At 66.0% G+C, this 15,030-nt stretch carries 14 protein-coding genes; all 14 read right to left on the bottom strand.

What is annotated here, in order from left to right:
* Nucleotides 1–13: 13 nt before the first annotated feature.
* Nucleotides 14–739, bottom strand: a complete 726-nt coding sequence (locus M2351_RS06490) for an ABC transporter ATP-binding protein (protein ID WP_264655291.1) — start codon at nt 737–739, stop codon at nt 14–16.
* The gene (locus M2351_RS06485; RefSeq protein WP_264655290.1) at nt 732–1,979 is read right to left on the bottom strand and encodes a lipoprotein-releasing ABC transporter permease subunit; all 1,248 of its coding nucleotides are present in this window, start codon (nt 1,977–1,979) and stop codon (nt 732–734) included. Before M2351_RS06485 ends, M2351_RS06490 begins: the two co-directional genes overlap by 8 nt.
* 132 nt (nt 1,980–2,111) lie before the next feature.
* Complete coding sequence (proS, locus tag M2351_RS06480; protein WP_264655289.1) at nt 2,112–3,425, bottom strand: proline--tRNA ligase; 1,314 nt, start codon at nt 3,423–3,425, stop codon at nt 2,112–2,114.
* Nucleotides 3,426–3,549: 124 nt separating this feature from the next.
* The gene (locus tag M2351_RS06475) at nt 3,550–3,972 is read right to left on the bottom strand and encodes a hypothetical protein (protein WP_264655288.1); all 423 of its coding nucleotides are present in this window, start codon (nt 3,970–3,972) and stop codon (nt 3,550–3,552) included.
* Nucleotides 3,973–3,980: 8 nt separating this feature from the next.
* Nucleotides 3,981–4,874 (bottom strand): hypothetical protein, encoded by an 894-nt coding sequence (locus M2351_RS06470; protein ID WP_264655287.1) that lies wholly within the window; start codon nt 4,872–4,874, stop codon nt 3,981–3,983.
* 426 nt (nt 4,875–5,300) lie between these two features.
* On the bottom strand, nt 5,301–5,900 hold the full coding sequence (locus M2351_RS06465; RefSeq protein ID WP_264655286.1) for a DNA-3-methyladenine glycosylase I: 600 nt from the start codon (nt 5,898–5,900) through the stop codon (nt 5,301–5,303).
* An 18-nt stretch (nt 5,901–5,918) separates the two neighbouring features.
* Entirely contained in the window at nt 5,919–6,167 is a 249-nt protein-coding gene (locus tag M2351_RS06460) for a DUF1467 family protein (RefSeq protein ID WP_264655285.1), read from the bottom strand.
* Nucleotides 6,168–6,185: 18 nt separating this feature from the next.
* Complete coding sequence (gene mce, locus M2351_RS06455) at nt 6,186–6,590, bottom strand: methylmalonyl-CoA epimerase (RefSeq protein ID WP_264655284.1); 405 nt, start codon at nt 6,588–6,590, stop codon at nt 6,186–6,188.
* A 45-nt stretch (nt 6,591–6,635) separates the two neighbouring features.
* Nucleotides 6,636–8,354 carry a ribonuclease J gene (locus tag M2351_RS06450; protein ID WP_406567366.1) on the bottom strand — a complete coding sequence of 573 codons (1,719 nt, stop codon included), beginning with the start codon at nt 8,352–8,354 and terminating at the stop codon, nt 6,636–6,638.
* Nucleotides 8,351–9,124 carry a type III pantothenate kinase gene (locus M2351_RS06445; protein WP_264655283.1) on the bottom strand — a complete coding sequence of 258 codons (774 nt, stop codon included), beginning with the start codon at nt 9,122–9,124 and terminating at the stop codon, nt 8,351–8,353. Before M2351_RS06445 ends, M2351_RS06450 begins: the two co-directional genes overlap by 4 nt.
* A 1-nt stretch (nt 9,125) precedes the next feature.
* Nucleotides 9,126–9,920: a biotin--[acetyl-CoA-carboxylase] ligase gene (locus M2351_RS06440; RefSeq protein ID WP_264655282.1), complete on the bottom strand. Its 795-nt coding sequence runs from the start codon at nt 9,918–9,920 to the stop codon at nt 9,126–9,128.
* Nucleotides 9,917–11,365, bottom strand: a complete 1,449-nt coding sequence (nuoN, locus tag M2351_RS06435) for an NADH-quinone oxidoreductase subunit NuoN (RefSeq protein WP_264655281.1) — start codon at nt 11,363–11,365, stop codon at nt 9,917–9,919. The genes M2351_RS06440 and nuoN overlap by 4 nt, the downstream gene beginning before the upstream one ends.
* A 10-nt stretch (nt 11,366–11,375) precedes the next feature.
* Nucleotides 11,376–12,908 carry an NADH-quinone oxidoreductase subunit M gene (locus tag M2351_RS06430; protein WP_264655280.1) on the bottom strand — a complete coding sequence of 511 codons (1,533 nt, stop codon included), beginning with the start codon at nt 12,906–12,908 and terminating at the stop codon, nt 11,376–11,378.
* A gap of 24 nt (nt 12,909–12,932) precedes the next feature.
* Nucleotides 12,933–15,026, bottom strand: coding sequence for an NADH-quinone oxidoreductase subunit L (gene nuoL, locus M2351_RS06425; protein ID WP_264655279.1), 2,094 nt, complete (start codon nt 15,024–15,026; stop codon nt 12,933–12,935).
* Nucleotides 15,027–15,030 lie beyond the last annotated feature (4 nt).

The following is a 15,030-nucleotide window of genomic DNA, read 5'->3' as shown; positions in this document are numbered from 1 at the left end:
ACCACCCGTCCGTTCACAAATGCGCGGGGTCGGCCCCTTCAGGGAAAGCCGGGGCTAGCGTGTGCTCCACCAGCAGGCCGTCGCGCATTTCCAGCACCCGGTCCATGCGCTGGGCCAAGTCCAGGTTGTGCGTCGCGATCAGCGCGCCGACGCGGGCTTGCCGGACGATGGCCGTCAGCATGGCGAACACCCCGTCCGCCGTGTGCGGGTCGAGGTTGCCCGTCGGCTCGTCGGCGATCAGCAGGCTGGGAGCGTTGGCCAGGGCGCGGGCGATGGCGACGCGCTGCTGCTCGCCGCCCGACAGGCGGGCGGGCCGGTGGCTGGCGCGCGGCTCCAGCCCGACCATGCGCAACAGCTCCATGGCACGCGCCTTGGCGGTGCGCTTCGGCACACGGTTGATCATCTGCGGCAGCACGATGTTCTCCAGCGCGGAGAACTCCGGCAGCAGGTGGTGGAACTGGTAGACGAACCCGATGGAGCGGCGCCGCACCTCCGTGCGCTTGCCGTCGTCCAGCCTGGACACGTCCGTCCCGGCGATGCGCACGGTCCCCGCGGTGGGGCGCTCCAGCAGGCCAGCGATGTGCAGCAAGGTGGACTTGCCCGCCCCGGACGGGCCAACCAGCGCGACCAGTTCGCCGGCCCGCACGGTCAGTTCCGCGCCGCGCAGCACCTGAAGCTCCGTGCCCGCCTGTTCGAAGGTGCGGACGATCCCCGACAGTTCCAGCATGGGCTCACTCATAGCGCAGGGCCTCCACCGGATCGAGGCGCGCGGCGCGCCAGGACGGGTAGATCGTGGCGGCGAAGGACAGGCCCAGCGCCATCACCGCCACCTGGATGACCTCCGACCAGTCGATCTTCGCCGGCAGCTGCGAGAGGAAGTAGATCTCGGCGTTGAACAGGTTGGTGCCGGTCAGCCCCTGGATGGCTTGGCGGATGGTCTCGATGTTCAGCGCGAAGGACACGCCGAGGATCAGCCCCAGGATCGTCCCCGTGACGCCGACCGAGGCGCCGGACAGGAAGAAGATGCGCATGATCATGCCGCGCGTGGCGCCCATGGTGCGCAGGATCGCGATGTCGCGCCCCTTGTCCTTCACCAGCATGATCAGGCTGGAGATGATGTTGAAGGCCGCGACCATGATGATCAGCGACAGGATCAGGAACATCACGTTCCGTTCGACCTGGAGTGCGGTGAAGAAGCTGGCGTTCGACTGCTGCCAGTCCACCACGCGGCCGATTCCGGCGACCGCCGCCTGGATGGCGTCGCGGGCAGCGCGGATCTGGGTGGGGTCGCTGACGAACACCTCCAGCGAGGTCACCGCCTCCCCGGTGCGGAAGAAGGTCTGCGCCTCCGGCAGGGGCAGGAAGATGAAGCTGTTGTCGTATTCGAACATGCCGACGTCGAACACCGCGCCGATGGTGAAGGCGCGCATGCGCGGCACAGTGCCGAAGGCGGTCACGTTGCCCTGCGGCGCGATCAGCGTCAGCTGGTCGCCGACCGACAGGCCGAGCCGCTGCGCCATGCGCGCGCCGATGGCGATGTTGTCCTCCCCGAAGGCGTCAACGGTGCCGCGCACGATGTTGCGGGCCAGCGTCGGGCGCACCCGGAAATCCTCTGGCGGCACGCCGCGCACCACAGCGCCGGACGCTACCCCGCGCACGGAGACGAGCGCCTGCCCCTCCACCGTCGGCGTCACGTTGATGACGCCCGGCAGGCTGCGCAGCTTTTGCGTCAGCGGGTCGTAGTCGGGCAGCGGTCCGCCGCGCACGTTGTAGACGTTGAGGTGCCCGTTCAGGCCCAGCACGCGGCCCAGCAGCTCCGCCCGGAACCCGTTCATCACCGACATGACGATGATCAGCGTCGCCACGCCGAGCGCGATGCCCAGCAGCGAGAATCCGGCGATGACCGAGATGAACCCTTCCTGGCGGCGCGCCCGCAGATAGCGCATCGCGACCATGCGTTCGAAGGCGGAGAAAATCATGAATGTCCTCGGACTGGGAGAGCCCAGCAACGAAAAGGGCGGCGAGCCGTCGCCCGCCGCCCCGCAACATAAGGACTTAACCGTGGCAGGAAAAGGGCACGCTGCGAAGGTGCCCTGCCCTGCGCGGCAGTCTTACTTCGTCAGCTTCTCCAGCGCGCTCTCCACCGACAGCTCCTGCTTTTCGCCGGTGGCGCGGCGCTTCAGCTCGACCACGCCGCTCTTCAGGCCGCGCGGGCCGACGACGAGCTGCCACGGCACGCCGATCAGGTCCATGTCGGCGAACTTCACGCCCGGCCGCTCGTCGCGGTCGTCGTAGAGCACGTCGAGGCCGTTGGCGCGCAGCTTGAAGTACAGCTCCTGGCAGACCCGGTCGGTTTCGGCATCGCCGACCTTCAGGTTGATCAGGCCGACGTTGAAGGGGGCCACCGAGTCGGGCCAGATGATGCCGTTGTCGTCGTGGCTGGCCTCGATGATGGCGCCCATCAGGCGCGACACGCCGATGCCGTAGGACCCCATTTCGACCGGCACCGGCTCGCCGTTCGGGCCGGCGACAACGGCGTTCATCGGCTTGGAGTATTTGGTGCCGAAGTTGAAGATGTGACCGACCTCGATGCCGCGGGCCGACACGAGGTCGCTCTCCGGCACCGGGCAGTTGCCGGGCTCGTGCTTCTCGTCGGTCGCTGCGTAGATCGAGGTGTACTGGTCGAAGAAGGGCTGCAGGTCCTCGTCGAAGCCCGGCGCGTTCTGCAGCACGTCCAAGGTCAGCCAGTCCTTGTGGCAGAAGACGCCGCTCTCGCCGGTCTCGGCCAGGATGATGAACTCGTGGCTGAGGTCGCCGCCGATGGGGCCGGTGTCGGCGCGCATCGGGATGGCCTTCAGCCCCATGCGGGCGAAGGTGCGCAGGTAGGCCAGGAACATCTTCTGGTACGAGCGCCGGGCGCTGGCCGGGTCGATGTCGAAGGAATAGGCGTCCTTCATCAGGAACTCGCGGCCACGCATCACGCCGAAGCGGGGCCGGATCTCGTCCCGGAACTTCCACTGGATGTGGTAGAGGTTCAGCGGCAGCTGGCGGTAGCTCCGCACGAAGGCGCGGAAGATGTCGGTGATCATCTCCTCGTTCGTGGGGCCGAACAGCATCTCGCGGTCGTGACGGTCGGTGATGCGCAGCATCTCCTTGCCGTAGTCGTCGTAGCGGCCGCTTTCCTTCCACAACTCCGCCGACTGGATCGTCGGCATCAGCAGTTCCTGCGCGCCGGCGGCGTCCTGCTCCTCCCGCACGATCTGCTCGATCTTCTTCAGCACCCGGTGGCCCAGCGGCAGCCAAGCGTAGATGCCGGCGCTGGTCTGCCGGATCATGCCCGCGCGCAGCATCAGGCGGTGCGAGACGATCTGCGCCTCGGTCGGGGTCTCCTTGAGGGTCGGCATGAAGAAGGTGGACAGCCGCATGGCTTTGCTCTCGGTCTCGGTGTGTCCGGACCCGCCGGTCGCGGGGCCGCCATTGGGGACAGGGACTTTAGGAAGGACGGGCGGGAAAGTCCATCGTCACAGAGCCGGACGGAGGGCGGGGGCGTCACTTCACCGTGCGGCAATAGGCGTAAAGTTCGGCCTCGGTCGCACCGCCGAGCGGTTGGCCGTTGAAGTACAAGCGGTTGCCGTAGAGCGTCAGAACGCCGATCTCCCCCGTGCCCGGCACCTTCGCCGCGGCCCCGGGCGGAACCCGGACGCCGGAGCGGCGCAGGAAGTCGATGGTCAGCGGAAAGTCGAACCGCTCCGCCGCGGGCGCGGTTCCGGCGGAGCCCGGCAGGTCGGCGGGCGCCACGGGCCGGCCCTTCACATCCACGCCGGGGGTGTACTCCACGTCCGGCGCCGGTCGGTGCGCCGTCAGGTATTGGCAGACAGACAAGTCGACCGGCTGCGCCGCCGCGGTGCCGGAGAAGCCGGCCAGGAGGATCAGCGGGGAAGCGGCGACGGCGACGGCAATGGCAATGCGCATGGACGGCCTCAGGACTGCGTGACCGGGGCGTGTGGCATGGTCTTGCAGTAGATGGAGAGGTAGGGCATGCCCTTCTCCGCCTCTTCCTGGGTCCGTGCGGACTGGCGGATGTATTTGGCGATGAAAGGCTTGTTCACGAACTCCAGGTCCACCGCCGCCTTCAGCACCAGGAACTCCCCGATTCGATCCGGCAGGTTGTAGTGCCATTTCTGCAGGCAGTCCGAGGTCACCCCCGGCTTCGCTTGGTCTTGCCCGGTCATGTAGAATTCCTGCTGGTGGTACTGGTTGATCTCCTTCCAAGCCTTGAGCAGGCGCGCCGGCTTGACGCGCATCAGGCCCTTCAGCACCTTCACGTCGTCGTGGAACAGCGGCAGATAGCCGCGGCGGTCCGCCAGTTCGGTCAGCATGGTGTGAAGTCCGGCCATCACGTCGCCGTGGTGGTCTTCGTCGACCGTCCTGGCATCGGGCTTCGCCGCGCCCCGGCGGCCGAACAGGCTTGCGAAGAAGCCCTTCTTCTCCTTCCCCGACTGTGCCCCATGGATGGACTCCGCGCTGACCTTGCGCTCGTCCCAAAGAGCGTCCCACGCGTAGTCCCACGCCGTGAAGACCGCGTTGGACCGATCGTCGAGCACCGTCAGCAGGTACTCGCGCCCTTCCCGCCGCCAATCCACGTCGCCGACGATGGCGCGCACCGGCCGCCGGCTGATCACAACCGGAAAAATGCCGACCCGCACCAATTCCGCATAGAGTTCGCGGAAGCTGGGAGTCAGCGCGAAGGGAAGCCTTGAACTCGGCTGCTCCTCGGGCGACAGAAGCTCCATGTTCTTCCGAGTGCGCTCCAGCATCTCGGTCAACAAGACGGCCGCGAACTGTTCGACCTTATCGCTGTCATTGGCGGCCATCGATGCCTCGACACCACTTCACTCGCTTCGGAAGCCCGAGTCCTTCGGGCGCCGCCAAGCCTGGTTCTCCGATAGGACCGGCGCGCCACGGGCAATCGCCTGGAGCGGCCACCGGAATTTGATACAACATTACCCCGCGAAGCGTTAACTCATTCTCTACCGGGGAAGAAAGATGGCCCGGCGCACGAGAGAAACGGTCGATCGCACCCGTCCCGCCAAACGCGCATAAAAAAGGACCGCGCGGCAAACGCGGCGCGGCCCGAGGTTAGGGAGGAATCGCCACCAGGCGTCGGAAAAGAGGGAAGAAACCCTCTCATCACGCTAAGTAGAGTGAACCTGTCTTACCGGCCTGACAAGACAGATTGCGGGGTAACCAAAGTCTCTGCGCAATAATTCCATCATTCCGCACAAGCGTTGGGCGCTTGATTACGGCGAAGGCAAGGAATTGCTCAACGATTGGGCGTCGTAACCTGCGAACCCCTGGCGCACCGCGGCCATCCAGGGAGGATCCAGGGCCGCGACTCGGGTCCAGACCGGACAGCCGGCGTGATGCGCCCCGGGCAGATAGCCGAGGCTCATCAGGAATTCGCCGACGATCTCCCCACCGGTGAAACGGAAGCTGCGCTTGAACAGCTTGATCCACTCCGCCTTGGACAGCGGGTGGTGAGCGCGCAGCCAAGCGTCAAAGGAACCGTGGTCCGCACGCAACGCGACGATGCGGCGCGCGTTCTCGATGACGGCGTCAATCTTCAGACGGTTGCGGATGATGCCCGCATCGGCCATCAAGCGCGCGCGGTCGTCGTCGGTGTAGGCGGCCACCCGATCGACATCGAAGCCGTCGAAAGCCACGCGGAAGGCGTCGCGCTTTTTCAGGATGGTCAGCCAGGACAGCCCGGCCTGATTGATCTCCAGCACGAACCGTTCGAACAGGACACGGTCGTCACCGCTCGGAAAGCCATACTCGCCGTCGTGATAGGGCGCGTGCGTCGGGTGGCCCGGCGCGGCTTCACAATAGGTCAAGCTCACGAGCGCCGCTCCCTGGTCTTACAGCGACTTCGCCATCTCGCGGAAGGAAATCAGGTCGGACACGACCAGCCCGTAGATGCCGAGCCAGACGATCCCGGCGACCAGAGACGTCACCGCGAATTTCAGGAGGATGCGTGGGCGCACGGGCGCGCTGTCGGCCATGCCAGGCTCCGGCGCGTCCGGCGTGCGGACACCCCAAGGCAGGACCGCGAACAGCACCACCCACCAGACGACCACATAGACCGAAACCCCGGTCACCCAGCCCATCGCACCCTCCCCCGATGATTACGCCTGCTCCAGCTCGACCAGCGTCCCGACGAAGTCTTTCGGGTGGAGGAACAGCACCGGCTTGTCGTGGGCGCCGATTTTCGGTTCGCCGTCGCCCAGCACGCGGGCGCCCTGCGCCTTCAGCCGATCGCGCGCCGCGAGGATGTCCTCCACCTCATAACAGATGTGGTGGATGCCGCCCGACGGGTTCTTCTCCAGGAAGCCGGCGATCGGCGACTTTTCGCCGAAGGGGTGCAGCAGTTCGATCTTCGTGTTGGGCAGGGTGACGAAGACGACGGTAACGCCATGCGGCGGCAGGTCCACCGGTTGCGACACAGCCGCGCCCAGAGTGTCCCGGTACAGCGCCGTGGCCGCCGGCAGGTCCGGCACGACGATGGCGACGTGGTTCAACTTCCCGATCATGGTTCCCCCCGAAAATCCCACAACTGCACGAACAATCGAAACCGCTTATACACGGACCAAGTGCACGTCCGTTACCGGCTTCTTGCCATGCGTCGCATTGAAGGAGCGGCGCACGGAGATGCGTGCGGCGTTGCGCACCTGCTCATCGTCCATACGCGCCGCCTTCGGCATTTCCGCCACGGCCTCGCGCACGGCGTCCACGACGTCCAGAAGCAGATCCCGGTCGCTCGCGTCGTCGACCAGCCCCATGACCGCGACCTGGGGTGCGGTGATCAGCTCGCCTTTGCCGTTCATCACCAACGTGACGACGGCGGCGCCGTTGTGGACCATCCGATGACGGGCCCGCATCAGCCCGGTGTCCAGCGGCACCAGCCGCTTTCCGTCCAGGGCGCGCCGGCCGGTCCGCACCTGGGCAACGACCCGTGCGGGGCCGCCCGGGCCCAGCCGGATCAAATCGCCGTTCGAGGGAATCAGGGCCTCGGGCACCTGGCAGCCGAGCGCGATCCGGCCGTGCTCCTGCTGGTGGCGCTGTTCGCCGTGGACCGGCACCGCAACGCGCGGGCGGACCCACTGGTACATACGCACAAGCTCGTCCTGCGCAGGGTGGCCGGACACATGGACCGGCGCGTCATCGGCGGTGATCACCTGGATGCCCTGCGAGACCAGCTGGTTCTGCATCCGGCCGATGGCGCGCTCGTTCCCGGGGATCTCGCGCGAGGAGAACACCACCACGTCTCCTCGCTGGAGCGACACCTGCGGATGGTCGTCGGACGCGATGCGTGCCAGGGCCGACCGTGGCTCCCCCTGGCTCCCGGTGCAGATCAGCACCAGCTTCTCGCGCGGGAGATAGCCGGCGTCATGCTCGGTCAGGAAGGGCGGAAGGTCCGCCAAATAGCCGTTGGACCGTGCCGCCTCGTTGATGCGCCAGAGCGAGCGGCCGACCAGCGCCACATGACGGCCGTGAGCGGCCGCCGCGCGGGCGATGCTTTCCAGCCGGGCAACGTTGGTGGCGAAGCAACTGACCGCGACGCGGACGGTCGGGTGCTGCCCGATCACCTCGGTCAACGCCGTGCGGACGCCGGCCTCCGACCCGGAGCTGCCGGGAACGAGCGCGTTGGTGCTGTCGCCGATGAGGGCCAGAACCCCGTCGTCGCCGATCTGACGGAGGCGATCCTCGTCGGCGGTGCGGCCGATGAGCGGTTCCGGATCGAGCTTCCAGTCGCCCGTGTGCAGGATCGTCCCGGCCGCGGTGCGGATGGCCAGCGCGTTCGGCTCGGGGATCGAGTGCGTCATCGCGACATATTCGACCGAGAACGGACCAACCTCAATGGTGCCGCCGAGCGGGACCTCGTGGATCGGAACCGTCGTCGCCAGCCCGCGCTCGTGCAGTTTCGCCCGCAACACAGCGGCGGTGAAGGGCGTGCAATAGACCGGGCAGCGGAGGTCCGGCCACAGGTACTGGACGGCGCCGAGGTGATCCTCATGCGCGTGCGTCAGCACGAGGCCGACCAGGTCGTCCTTGCGTTCCGCGATGAAGGCCGGGTCCGGCATGATCACGTCCAGGCCCGGCATGGTGTCGTCGGCGAAGCTGATCCCGAGATCGACCATCAACCACTTGCCGCGATGGCCGTAGAGGTTGAGGTTCATGCCGATTTCGCCCGATCCGCCCAGCGGCAGGAAATACAGGGCGTCGTTCTCGGGAGCGAACGGATCGCCCTCCCCCGCATCCGTGAGGGCGGGCTGAGCGGGGTGGGTGTGGGTCATTGGGCCGTGTTGCGCTTGTGGATCTGGAGGAGGCCGCGCAGCGTCAATTCGCCGTCGGTGTGTTCGATTACATGGGTGGCCTTCGCAAAAAGCACACCCAGCCCGCCGGTGGCAACGACGGTCATCGGCTCGCCGTACTCCGCGCGGATGCGCGCGACCAAACCTTCGATCAAGCCGACATAACCCCAGAAGATGCCCGACTGCATGCACTCGATGGTGTTCTTGCCGATGATGTGGCCCGGCTGCTGGATTTCGACCCTCGGAAGCTTGCTCGCCGCCATCTGGAGCGCCTCGAGCGACAGGTTCAGCCCCGGCGCGATCACGCCGCCACGGTAGTTGCCGTCCCGGTCGACCACGTCAAAGGTCGTCGCCGTGCCGAAATCGATGACGATCAGCGGCGTCTTGTAGGTGGCGGCCGCCGCCACGGTGTTCACCAAGCGGTCGGCCCCGACCTCCTCGGGCTTATCGACCAGCGCCTTGGTGCCGAGGTCGACACCCGGCTGGCCGACGACCAGCGGATCGCAGCCGAAATGGTCCTTCGTCAGGCGCTTGAGGTTGAAGGTGGCACCGGGAACCACGCTCGCGATGATCGCGTGCTGAATGTCCACCGGACGCAGCCCCTTCAGAGCCATGAGGTGCGTCAGCCAAACCATGTATTCGTCGGCCGTGCGCTTCTGGTCGGTGGCCGTCCGCCAGATGCCGCGCTGTTCGTCGCCGTCGTAAATCGCGAACACCACGTTGGTGTTGCCGGCATCAATGGCGAGCAGCATGTCAGGTCTCCACCACGGGTGGGAAGAACACGTCTCCGGCCGCGATGCGTTGCCGCCCCGCGCCATCGTCACGATCAAGCAACAGAACCCCGTCCCTGTCCAGATCGGCGAAGGTGCCGGACAACGTCCGGTCGGAAAGCCGCACCACGATCGGCTCCCCCAGCCCCTTGGCGCGCCGCAGCCAAGCATCGCGGATCGGGCCGAAACCATGGTCGCGCCAAGCCCCGTAGCAGCGCTCCAGCGCGGCGGCATAGACCTCGAGCAACGCAGCGGGCGCCATGGTCGGCGCCCCCTCCGCGCTCAGCGAGGTCGCCGCGAACTCCGTCGACTCGGGAAAATGGCGCAAATTGATGCCGACTCCGAGGACGAGCCAAGCCAGCCCGCCAGCTGGCGCCGCTTCCGACTCCAGAAGAATGCCGGACACCTTTCGCCCGTTCACCAGGACATCGTTTGGCCATTTGCACCGCACCTCCGCCGACTCCGGCAGCACGGACTCCGCGGTGTCCGCGATCGCCAGGGCGGCGACGAAGGAGATCTGGGCGGACTCCGCGGCCGCCCGGTTCGGGCGCAGGATCGTGGAGGTGTAGAGGTTGCCCTCCGGCGAGGTCCAGACGCGCCCGCGCCTCCCCCGACCCGCCTCCTGCCGCTTGGCCCAGACGATGGTGCCTTCGGGTGCCCCAGAACGGGCAAAGGCCTTCGCCTCGTCGTTCGTACTGCCGACGGAGTCGAAGGCCTTGAGCCGAAAGCCCGGAGGCAGGCGCAGTTGCGCCGCCTCCGCCTCAGAGTGGGGCGTCATCCCGCGAACAGGGACGCCGCCGCCGCCGCCGCGTAGTTCAGGATCGGCGCCGGAACCACGAAGAACAGCAGCGTGAACAGACCGGTCGCGACCACGATACCGGTCATGCCATCATCGCCGATCTTGTCGAAGGCTTCGACCGGTTCGTCGAAGTACATGATCTTGACGATGCGCAGGTAGTAGTAGGCACCCACGACGCTGGTCAGCACACCGATCACAGCCAGCGTGTAGAGCTGCGCCTGGATGGCAGCGAGGAATACGTACAGCTTGCTGAAGAAGCCGGCCATCGGCGGGATGCCGGCCATGGAGAACATGAACACCGCCATCGCGCCCGCCAGCAGCGGGTTGGTGCGCGACAGGCCGGACAGATCCTTGATCTCCTCCAGCATGCGGCCCTGCTGCTTCATGCAGAGGATGACCGCGAAGGTGCCGATGTTCATGACGATGTAGACCGCCATGTAGATCAGCACGCCGCGCACGCCTTCCTGGCTGCCCGACGCAAGTCCGACGAGCGCGTAGCCGACGTGGCCGATGGAGCTGTAGGCCATCAGGCGCTTGATGTTGGTCTGCGTGATCGCCGCGAAGGAACCGAGCGCCATCGACAGGATCGAGCTGACGATGATGATCTGCTGCCACGAGTGCACCAGATGACCGAACGGCTCGATCAGCAGGCGGGTGAACAGGGCGATCGCAGCCACCTTCGGAGCGGCGGCGAAGAAGGCGGTCACCGGGGTCGGCGCACCCTCATAGACGTCCGGCGTCCACATGTGGAACGGCACGGCCGAAATCTTGAACGCCAAGCCGGCGGTCACGAAGACAAGGCCGATGATCACGCCGGCCGACGGGTGGGCACCGCCGGCGAACAGCGCCGCGATCTTGTCGAAGGCCGTCGTGCCGGCGAAGCCGTACACCAGCGACGCGCCGTAGAGCAGCATGCCGGACGACAGCGCGCCGAGGACGAAGTACTTCAGGCCTGCTTCCGACGACTTCGCACTGTCGCGGCGGAAGGCCGCGATGACGTAGAGCGCCAAGCTCTGCGTCTCCAGGCCGACATACAGCGAGATGAGGTCGTTGGCCGACACCATCATGAGCATGCCGAGCGTCGCGAAGAGCATCAGCACGGGGAACTCGAACCGCGCCATCTTCTCCCGCTCGTTGAAGCTGAGCGAGAGCATGACGGACAGGGCTGCGGCGACGAGGATCAGCACCTTCATGAAGACGCCGAAGGCGTCCATCACGAAGAGGCCGTTGAAGGTGACGACGCGGCCGGTGCCGTAGCCCATGGTGAGGATGGCGCCGAGAAGCAGCGCCACCATCGTCATGTAGCCGATCGGCCGGGTAAAGCCGTCGCCGCGGAACACACCGATCATGAGCAGGGCCATGCCGGCGCAGGCGAGGAAGATCTCCGGCAGGGCCGGCCAGATGTCAGGAAACACAGCGGTCATGTCGGAACCCTCAACGCGCGGCCACGGAGACGTCGCCGGTCTCGCCGCCATGCGCGGCGGCCAGCTTCGTCTGGTACGTCTGGATCACCTGCCCCACGGAAGCCGAGGTGATCGAAAGGAAGCTGGTCGGGTACACGCCCATCCACAGCACCACCGCGATCAGCGGCAGGAAGATCGCAACCTCGCGCGGGCTCAGGTCGAACATCGCGCGGACGTCCGGCTTGGTCAGCTTGCCGTAGACGATGCGGCGGTAGAGCCACAGCGCGTAGGCGGCACCCAGGACCATGCCGGTGGCGGCGAGGAAGGCCACCCAGGTGTTGTCGCGGAAGGCGCCGAGCAGGACCAGGAACTCCCCGACGAAGCCGGAGGTGCCCGGCAGACCGACCGAGGCCATGGTCATGAACAGGAACACCACCGCGTACTTCGGCATGTTCTTCACGAGGCCGCCGTAGCGGGCGATCTCGCGGGTATGCAGACGGTCATAAACGACGCCGACGCAGAGGAAGAGCGCGCCCGACACGATGCCGTGCGACAGCATCGTGAAGATTGAGCCCTCGATGCCCTGCTGGTTCAGCGCGAACATGCCGATCGTCACGAAGCCCATGTGCGCGACGGACGAATAGGCGATCAGCTTCTTCATGTCCTCCTGCGCCAAAGCGACCAGCGAGGTGTAGATCACCGCGACGATGGACAGCGTGTAGATCAGCGGGGCGAAATACTCGGTTGCCTCCGGCAGGATCGGAATGTTGAAGCGCAGGAAGCCGTAGCCGCCCATCTTCAGCAGGACGCCGGCCAGGATCACCGACCCGGCGGTCGGCGCCTCGACGTGCGCGTCCGGCAGCCAGGTGTGCACGGGCCACATCGGCACCTTCACCGCGAAGGAGGCGAAGAAGGCCAGCCACAGCCAGAGCTGCATCTGCCGCGGGAAGTGCGTGGCGGTGATGGTCGGGATGTCGGTCGTGCCGGCGACGAAGTACATGGCCAGGATGGCCAGCAGCATCAGCACCGAGCCGAGCAGCGTGTAGAGGAAGAACTTGAACGCCGCGTAGACCCGGCGCTGACCGCCCCAGACACCGATGATCAGGAACATCGGGATCAGGACGCCCTCGAAGAACATGTAGAAGAGGACGAAATCCAGCGCGCAGAACATCCCCACCATGAGGGTTTCCAGCACGAGGAAGGCGATCATGTACTCCTTCACACGGTTCTGGACCGCCTCCCAGCTCGACAGGATGCACAGCGGCACCAGGAAGGTCGAGAGGATGACGAACAGCATCGAAATGCCGTCCACGCCCATATGGTAGGAAATCCCGAACTCGGGGATCCACGACGCTTTCTCCACCAGCTGGTAGCCGGGGTTGCGCGGGTCGAAGTTGAACCAGATGAACAGCGACAGGACGAAGGTGATGACCGTCGTCCAGAGCGCGACGTAACGGACGTTCCGCACGACGTCCGGGGTGTTGCCCCTGCAGAACAGCAGGATCAGCGCCACACCGGCAAGCGGCAGGAAGGTCGTGAACGACAGGAGCGGCCAGCTAGCCATTGTTCTTGTTCCCCTTCAAACCGCTCAACCGAACATCGACAGCCAAGCGACCAGCAGAACGACGCCGATCACCATGGCAAACGCGTAATGGTAGACGTAACCGGACTGCAGGCGGCTGGCGCGGGCCGCGACGTCGCGGGTGGCCGCGGCAACGCCGTCCGGACCGACGCCGTCGATCACCGCACCATCACCGGACTTCCACAGACCGTAACCAAGGGCCTTCGCCGTGCGCACGAACAGGAAGTCGTACAGTTCGTCGAAATACCACTTGTTGTACAGGAACTGGTGGAGACCACGGAACGTGCCGGCGACCTTCGCCGGAAGGCTCGGAACCGCCATGTACATGATGTAGGCGAGCGCGATGCCGATAAGACCGACGACCAGCGGCGCCAGAGAGACCCAAGCCGGGGTGTGATGGTGAGCGGCTTCGATGCTGTTGTTGTCGTGCAGGACCAGCAGGGCCTTGCCCCAGAAGTGGTCCATCTCGTGACCGATGAACAGGTTGTGGAAGCCAATACCCGCGAACAGCGCACCAAGAGCCAGCACCGCCAGCGGGATCAGCATGACGATCGGCGACTCGTGGGCGTGGTCGTAGACCTCTTTGTCCATCCGCGGCTTGCCGTGGAAGGTCATGAACAGCAGGCGCCAGGAGTAGAATGCCGTCAGCAACGCAGCCGCGATGCCCAAGGCGAAAGCGAACTTGCCGACCGGGCTGGCCGAGGCGAAGGCGGCCTCCAGGATCATGTCCTTGGAGTAGTAGCCGGCGAAGATCGGCAGGCCGGCGAGTGCCAAGTTGCCGATCCACATCACCGCGTAGGTGAAGGGGATCTTGCGCCAGACACCGCCCATCTTCCGCATGTCCTGCTCATGATGCAGGGCGTGGATCACCGAACCGGCGCCCAAGAACAGCAGGGCCTTGAAGAAAGCGTGCGTGAACAGGTGGAACATCGCGGCGCCGTAGGCGGACACGCCCGCGGCGAAGAACATGTAGCCGAGCTGGCTCATGGTCGAATAGGCGATGACCCGCTTGATGTCGAACTGGGTGAAGCCAATCGTCGCGGCGACGAAGGCCGTCAGGGCGCCGACCACGGCGACCACCTCCAGGGCGGTCGGGGCATACTCGAACACCGGCGACAGACGGCACACCATGAACACGCCGGCGGTGACCATCGTGGCCGCGTGGATGAGCGCCGACACCGGGGTCGGGCCTTCCATCGCGTCCGGCAGCCAGGTGTGCAGGCCGAGCTGGGCCGACTTGCCCATCGCGCCCATGAAGAGCAGCAGGCAGGTGACGGTCAGCGCGTCCACGTTCCAGCTCAGGAAATGCATCTTCTGGCCGACCAGGGCCGGGGCCTTGGTGAAGATTGCGTCGAACTGCACCGAGTTGGTCAGCACGAAGATCGCGAAGATGCCGAGCGCGAAGCCGAAGTCGCCGACGCGGTTGACCAGGAAGGCCTTGATGGCCGCGTTGTTGGCCGAGGGTTTCTCGTACCAGAAGTTGATCAGCAGGTAGGAGGCGAGACCAACGCCCTCCCAGCCAAAGAAGAGCTGCACCAGGTTGTCCGCCGTCACCAGCATGAGCATGGCGAAGGTGAACAGCGACAGGTAGCCCATGAAGCGCGGCTTCTGCGGATCCTCAGCCATGTAGCCGACGGAATACACATGCACCATCGCCGACACGGTGTTGACCACCACCAGCATGACCGCGGTCAGCTGGTCGACACGCAGCGCCCAGGACACGTCCAGGCTTCCGCTGCGGATCCAGCTCATCAGCTCGATCGTGCGGGGATGACCGCCGACGGCGACGTCGAAGAACAGGATCCAGGATAGGACCGCGGCGACCAGGACGGCACCGGCGGTGACGAACTGGGCGGCGCGATCCGCCGGCGTCGGCGGGCCCGCGACCACATGGTGGTCGTCGTGGGCATCGTCGTGCGCGTTGTGAAGCTCGTCATGGGAGATGTGGTGGGCGTGGTCGTCGTGACCATGCCCGTGTCCGTGATCATGGCCGTGCCCGTGGCCGGCCGGAGCCGGCTCGGCCTTCGGACCGCCGAACAGCGCGATCGAACCGGCGACGAGGAACGCCAGGAGCGGGAGGAATACGACAAGGACTTCCATGGCG

Origin of the sequence: Azospirillum canadense, from assembly GCF_025961225.1 — a bacterium.
GTDB lineage: Bacteria > Pseudomonadota > Alphaproteobacteria > Azospirillales > Azospirillaceae > Azospirillum > Azospirillum canadense.
Note: the sequence above shows the minus strand (reverse complement) of the source record. Positions and strands in the feature narration are given on the sequence as shown.

Coding starts and splice junctions, on each gene's coding strand:
- M2351_RS06470 (WP_264655287.1), bottom strand. CDS start 4,874: ATGGCCGCCAATGACAGCGATAAGGTCGAACAGTTCGCGGCCGTCTTG.
- nuoN (WP_264655281.1), bottom strand. CDS start 11,365: ATGACCGCTGTGTTTCCTGACATCTGGCCGGCCCTGCCGGAGATCTTC.
- M2351_RS06440 (WP_264655282.1), bottom strand. CDS start 9,920: ATGACGCCCCACTCTGAGGCGGAGGCGGCGCAACTGCGCCTGCCTCCG.
- M2351_RS06450 (WP_406567366.1), bottom strand. CDS start 8,354: ATGACCCACACCCACCCCGCTCAGCCCGCCCTCACGGATGCGGGGGAG.
- M2351_RS06490 (WP_264655291.1), bottom strand. CDS start 739: ATGAGTGAGCCCATGCTGGAACTGTCGGGGATCGTCCGCACCTTCGAA.
- M2351_RS06485 (WP_264655290.1), bottom strand. CDS start 1,979: ATGATTTTCTCCGCCTTCGAACGCATGGTCGCGATGCGCTATCTGCGG.
- M2351_RS06430 (WP_264655280.1), bottom strand. CDS start 12,908: ATGGCTAGCTGGCCGCTCCTGTCGTTCACGACCTTCCTGCCGCTTGCC.
- mce (WP_264655284.1), bottom strand. CDS start 6,590: ATGATCGGGAAGTTGAACCACGTCGCCATCGTCGTGCCGGACCTGCCG.
- nuoL (WP_264655279.1), bottom strand. CDS start 15,026: ATGGAAGTCCTTGTCGTATTCCTCCCGCTCCTGGCGTTCCTCGTCGCC.
- M2351_RS06460 (WP_264655285.1), bottom strand. CDS start 6,167: ATGGGCTGGGTGACCGGGGTTTCGGTCTATGTGGTCGTCTGGTGGGTG.
- M2351_RS06445 (WP_264655283.1), bottom strand. CDS start 9,124: ATGCTGCTCGCCATTGATGCCGGCAACACCAACGTGGTGTTCGCGATT.
- proS (WP_264655289.1), bottom strand. CDS start 3,425: ATGCGGCTGTCCACCTTCTTCATGCCGACCCTCAAGGAGACCCCGACC.
- M2351_RS06475 (WP_264655288.1), bottom strand. CDS start 3,972: ATGCGCATTGCCATTGCCGTCGCCGTCGCCGCTTCCCCGCTGATCCTC.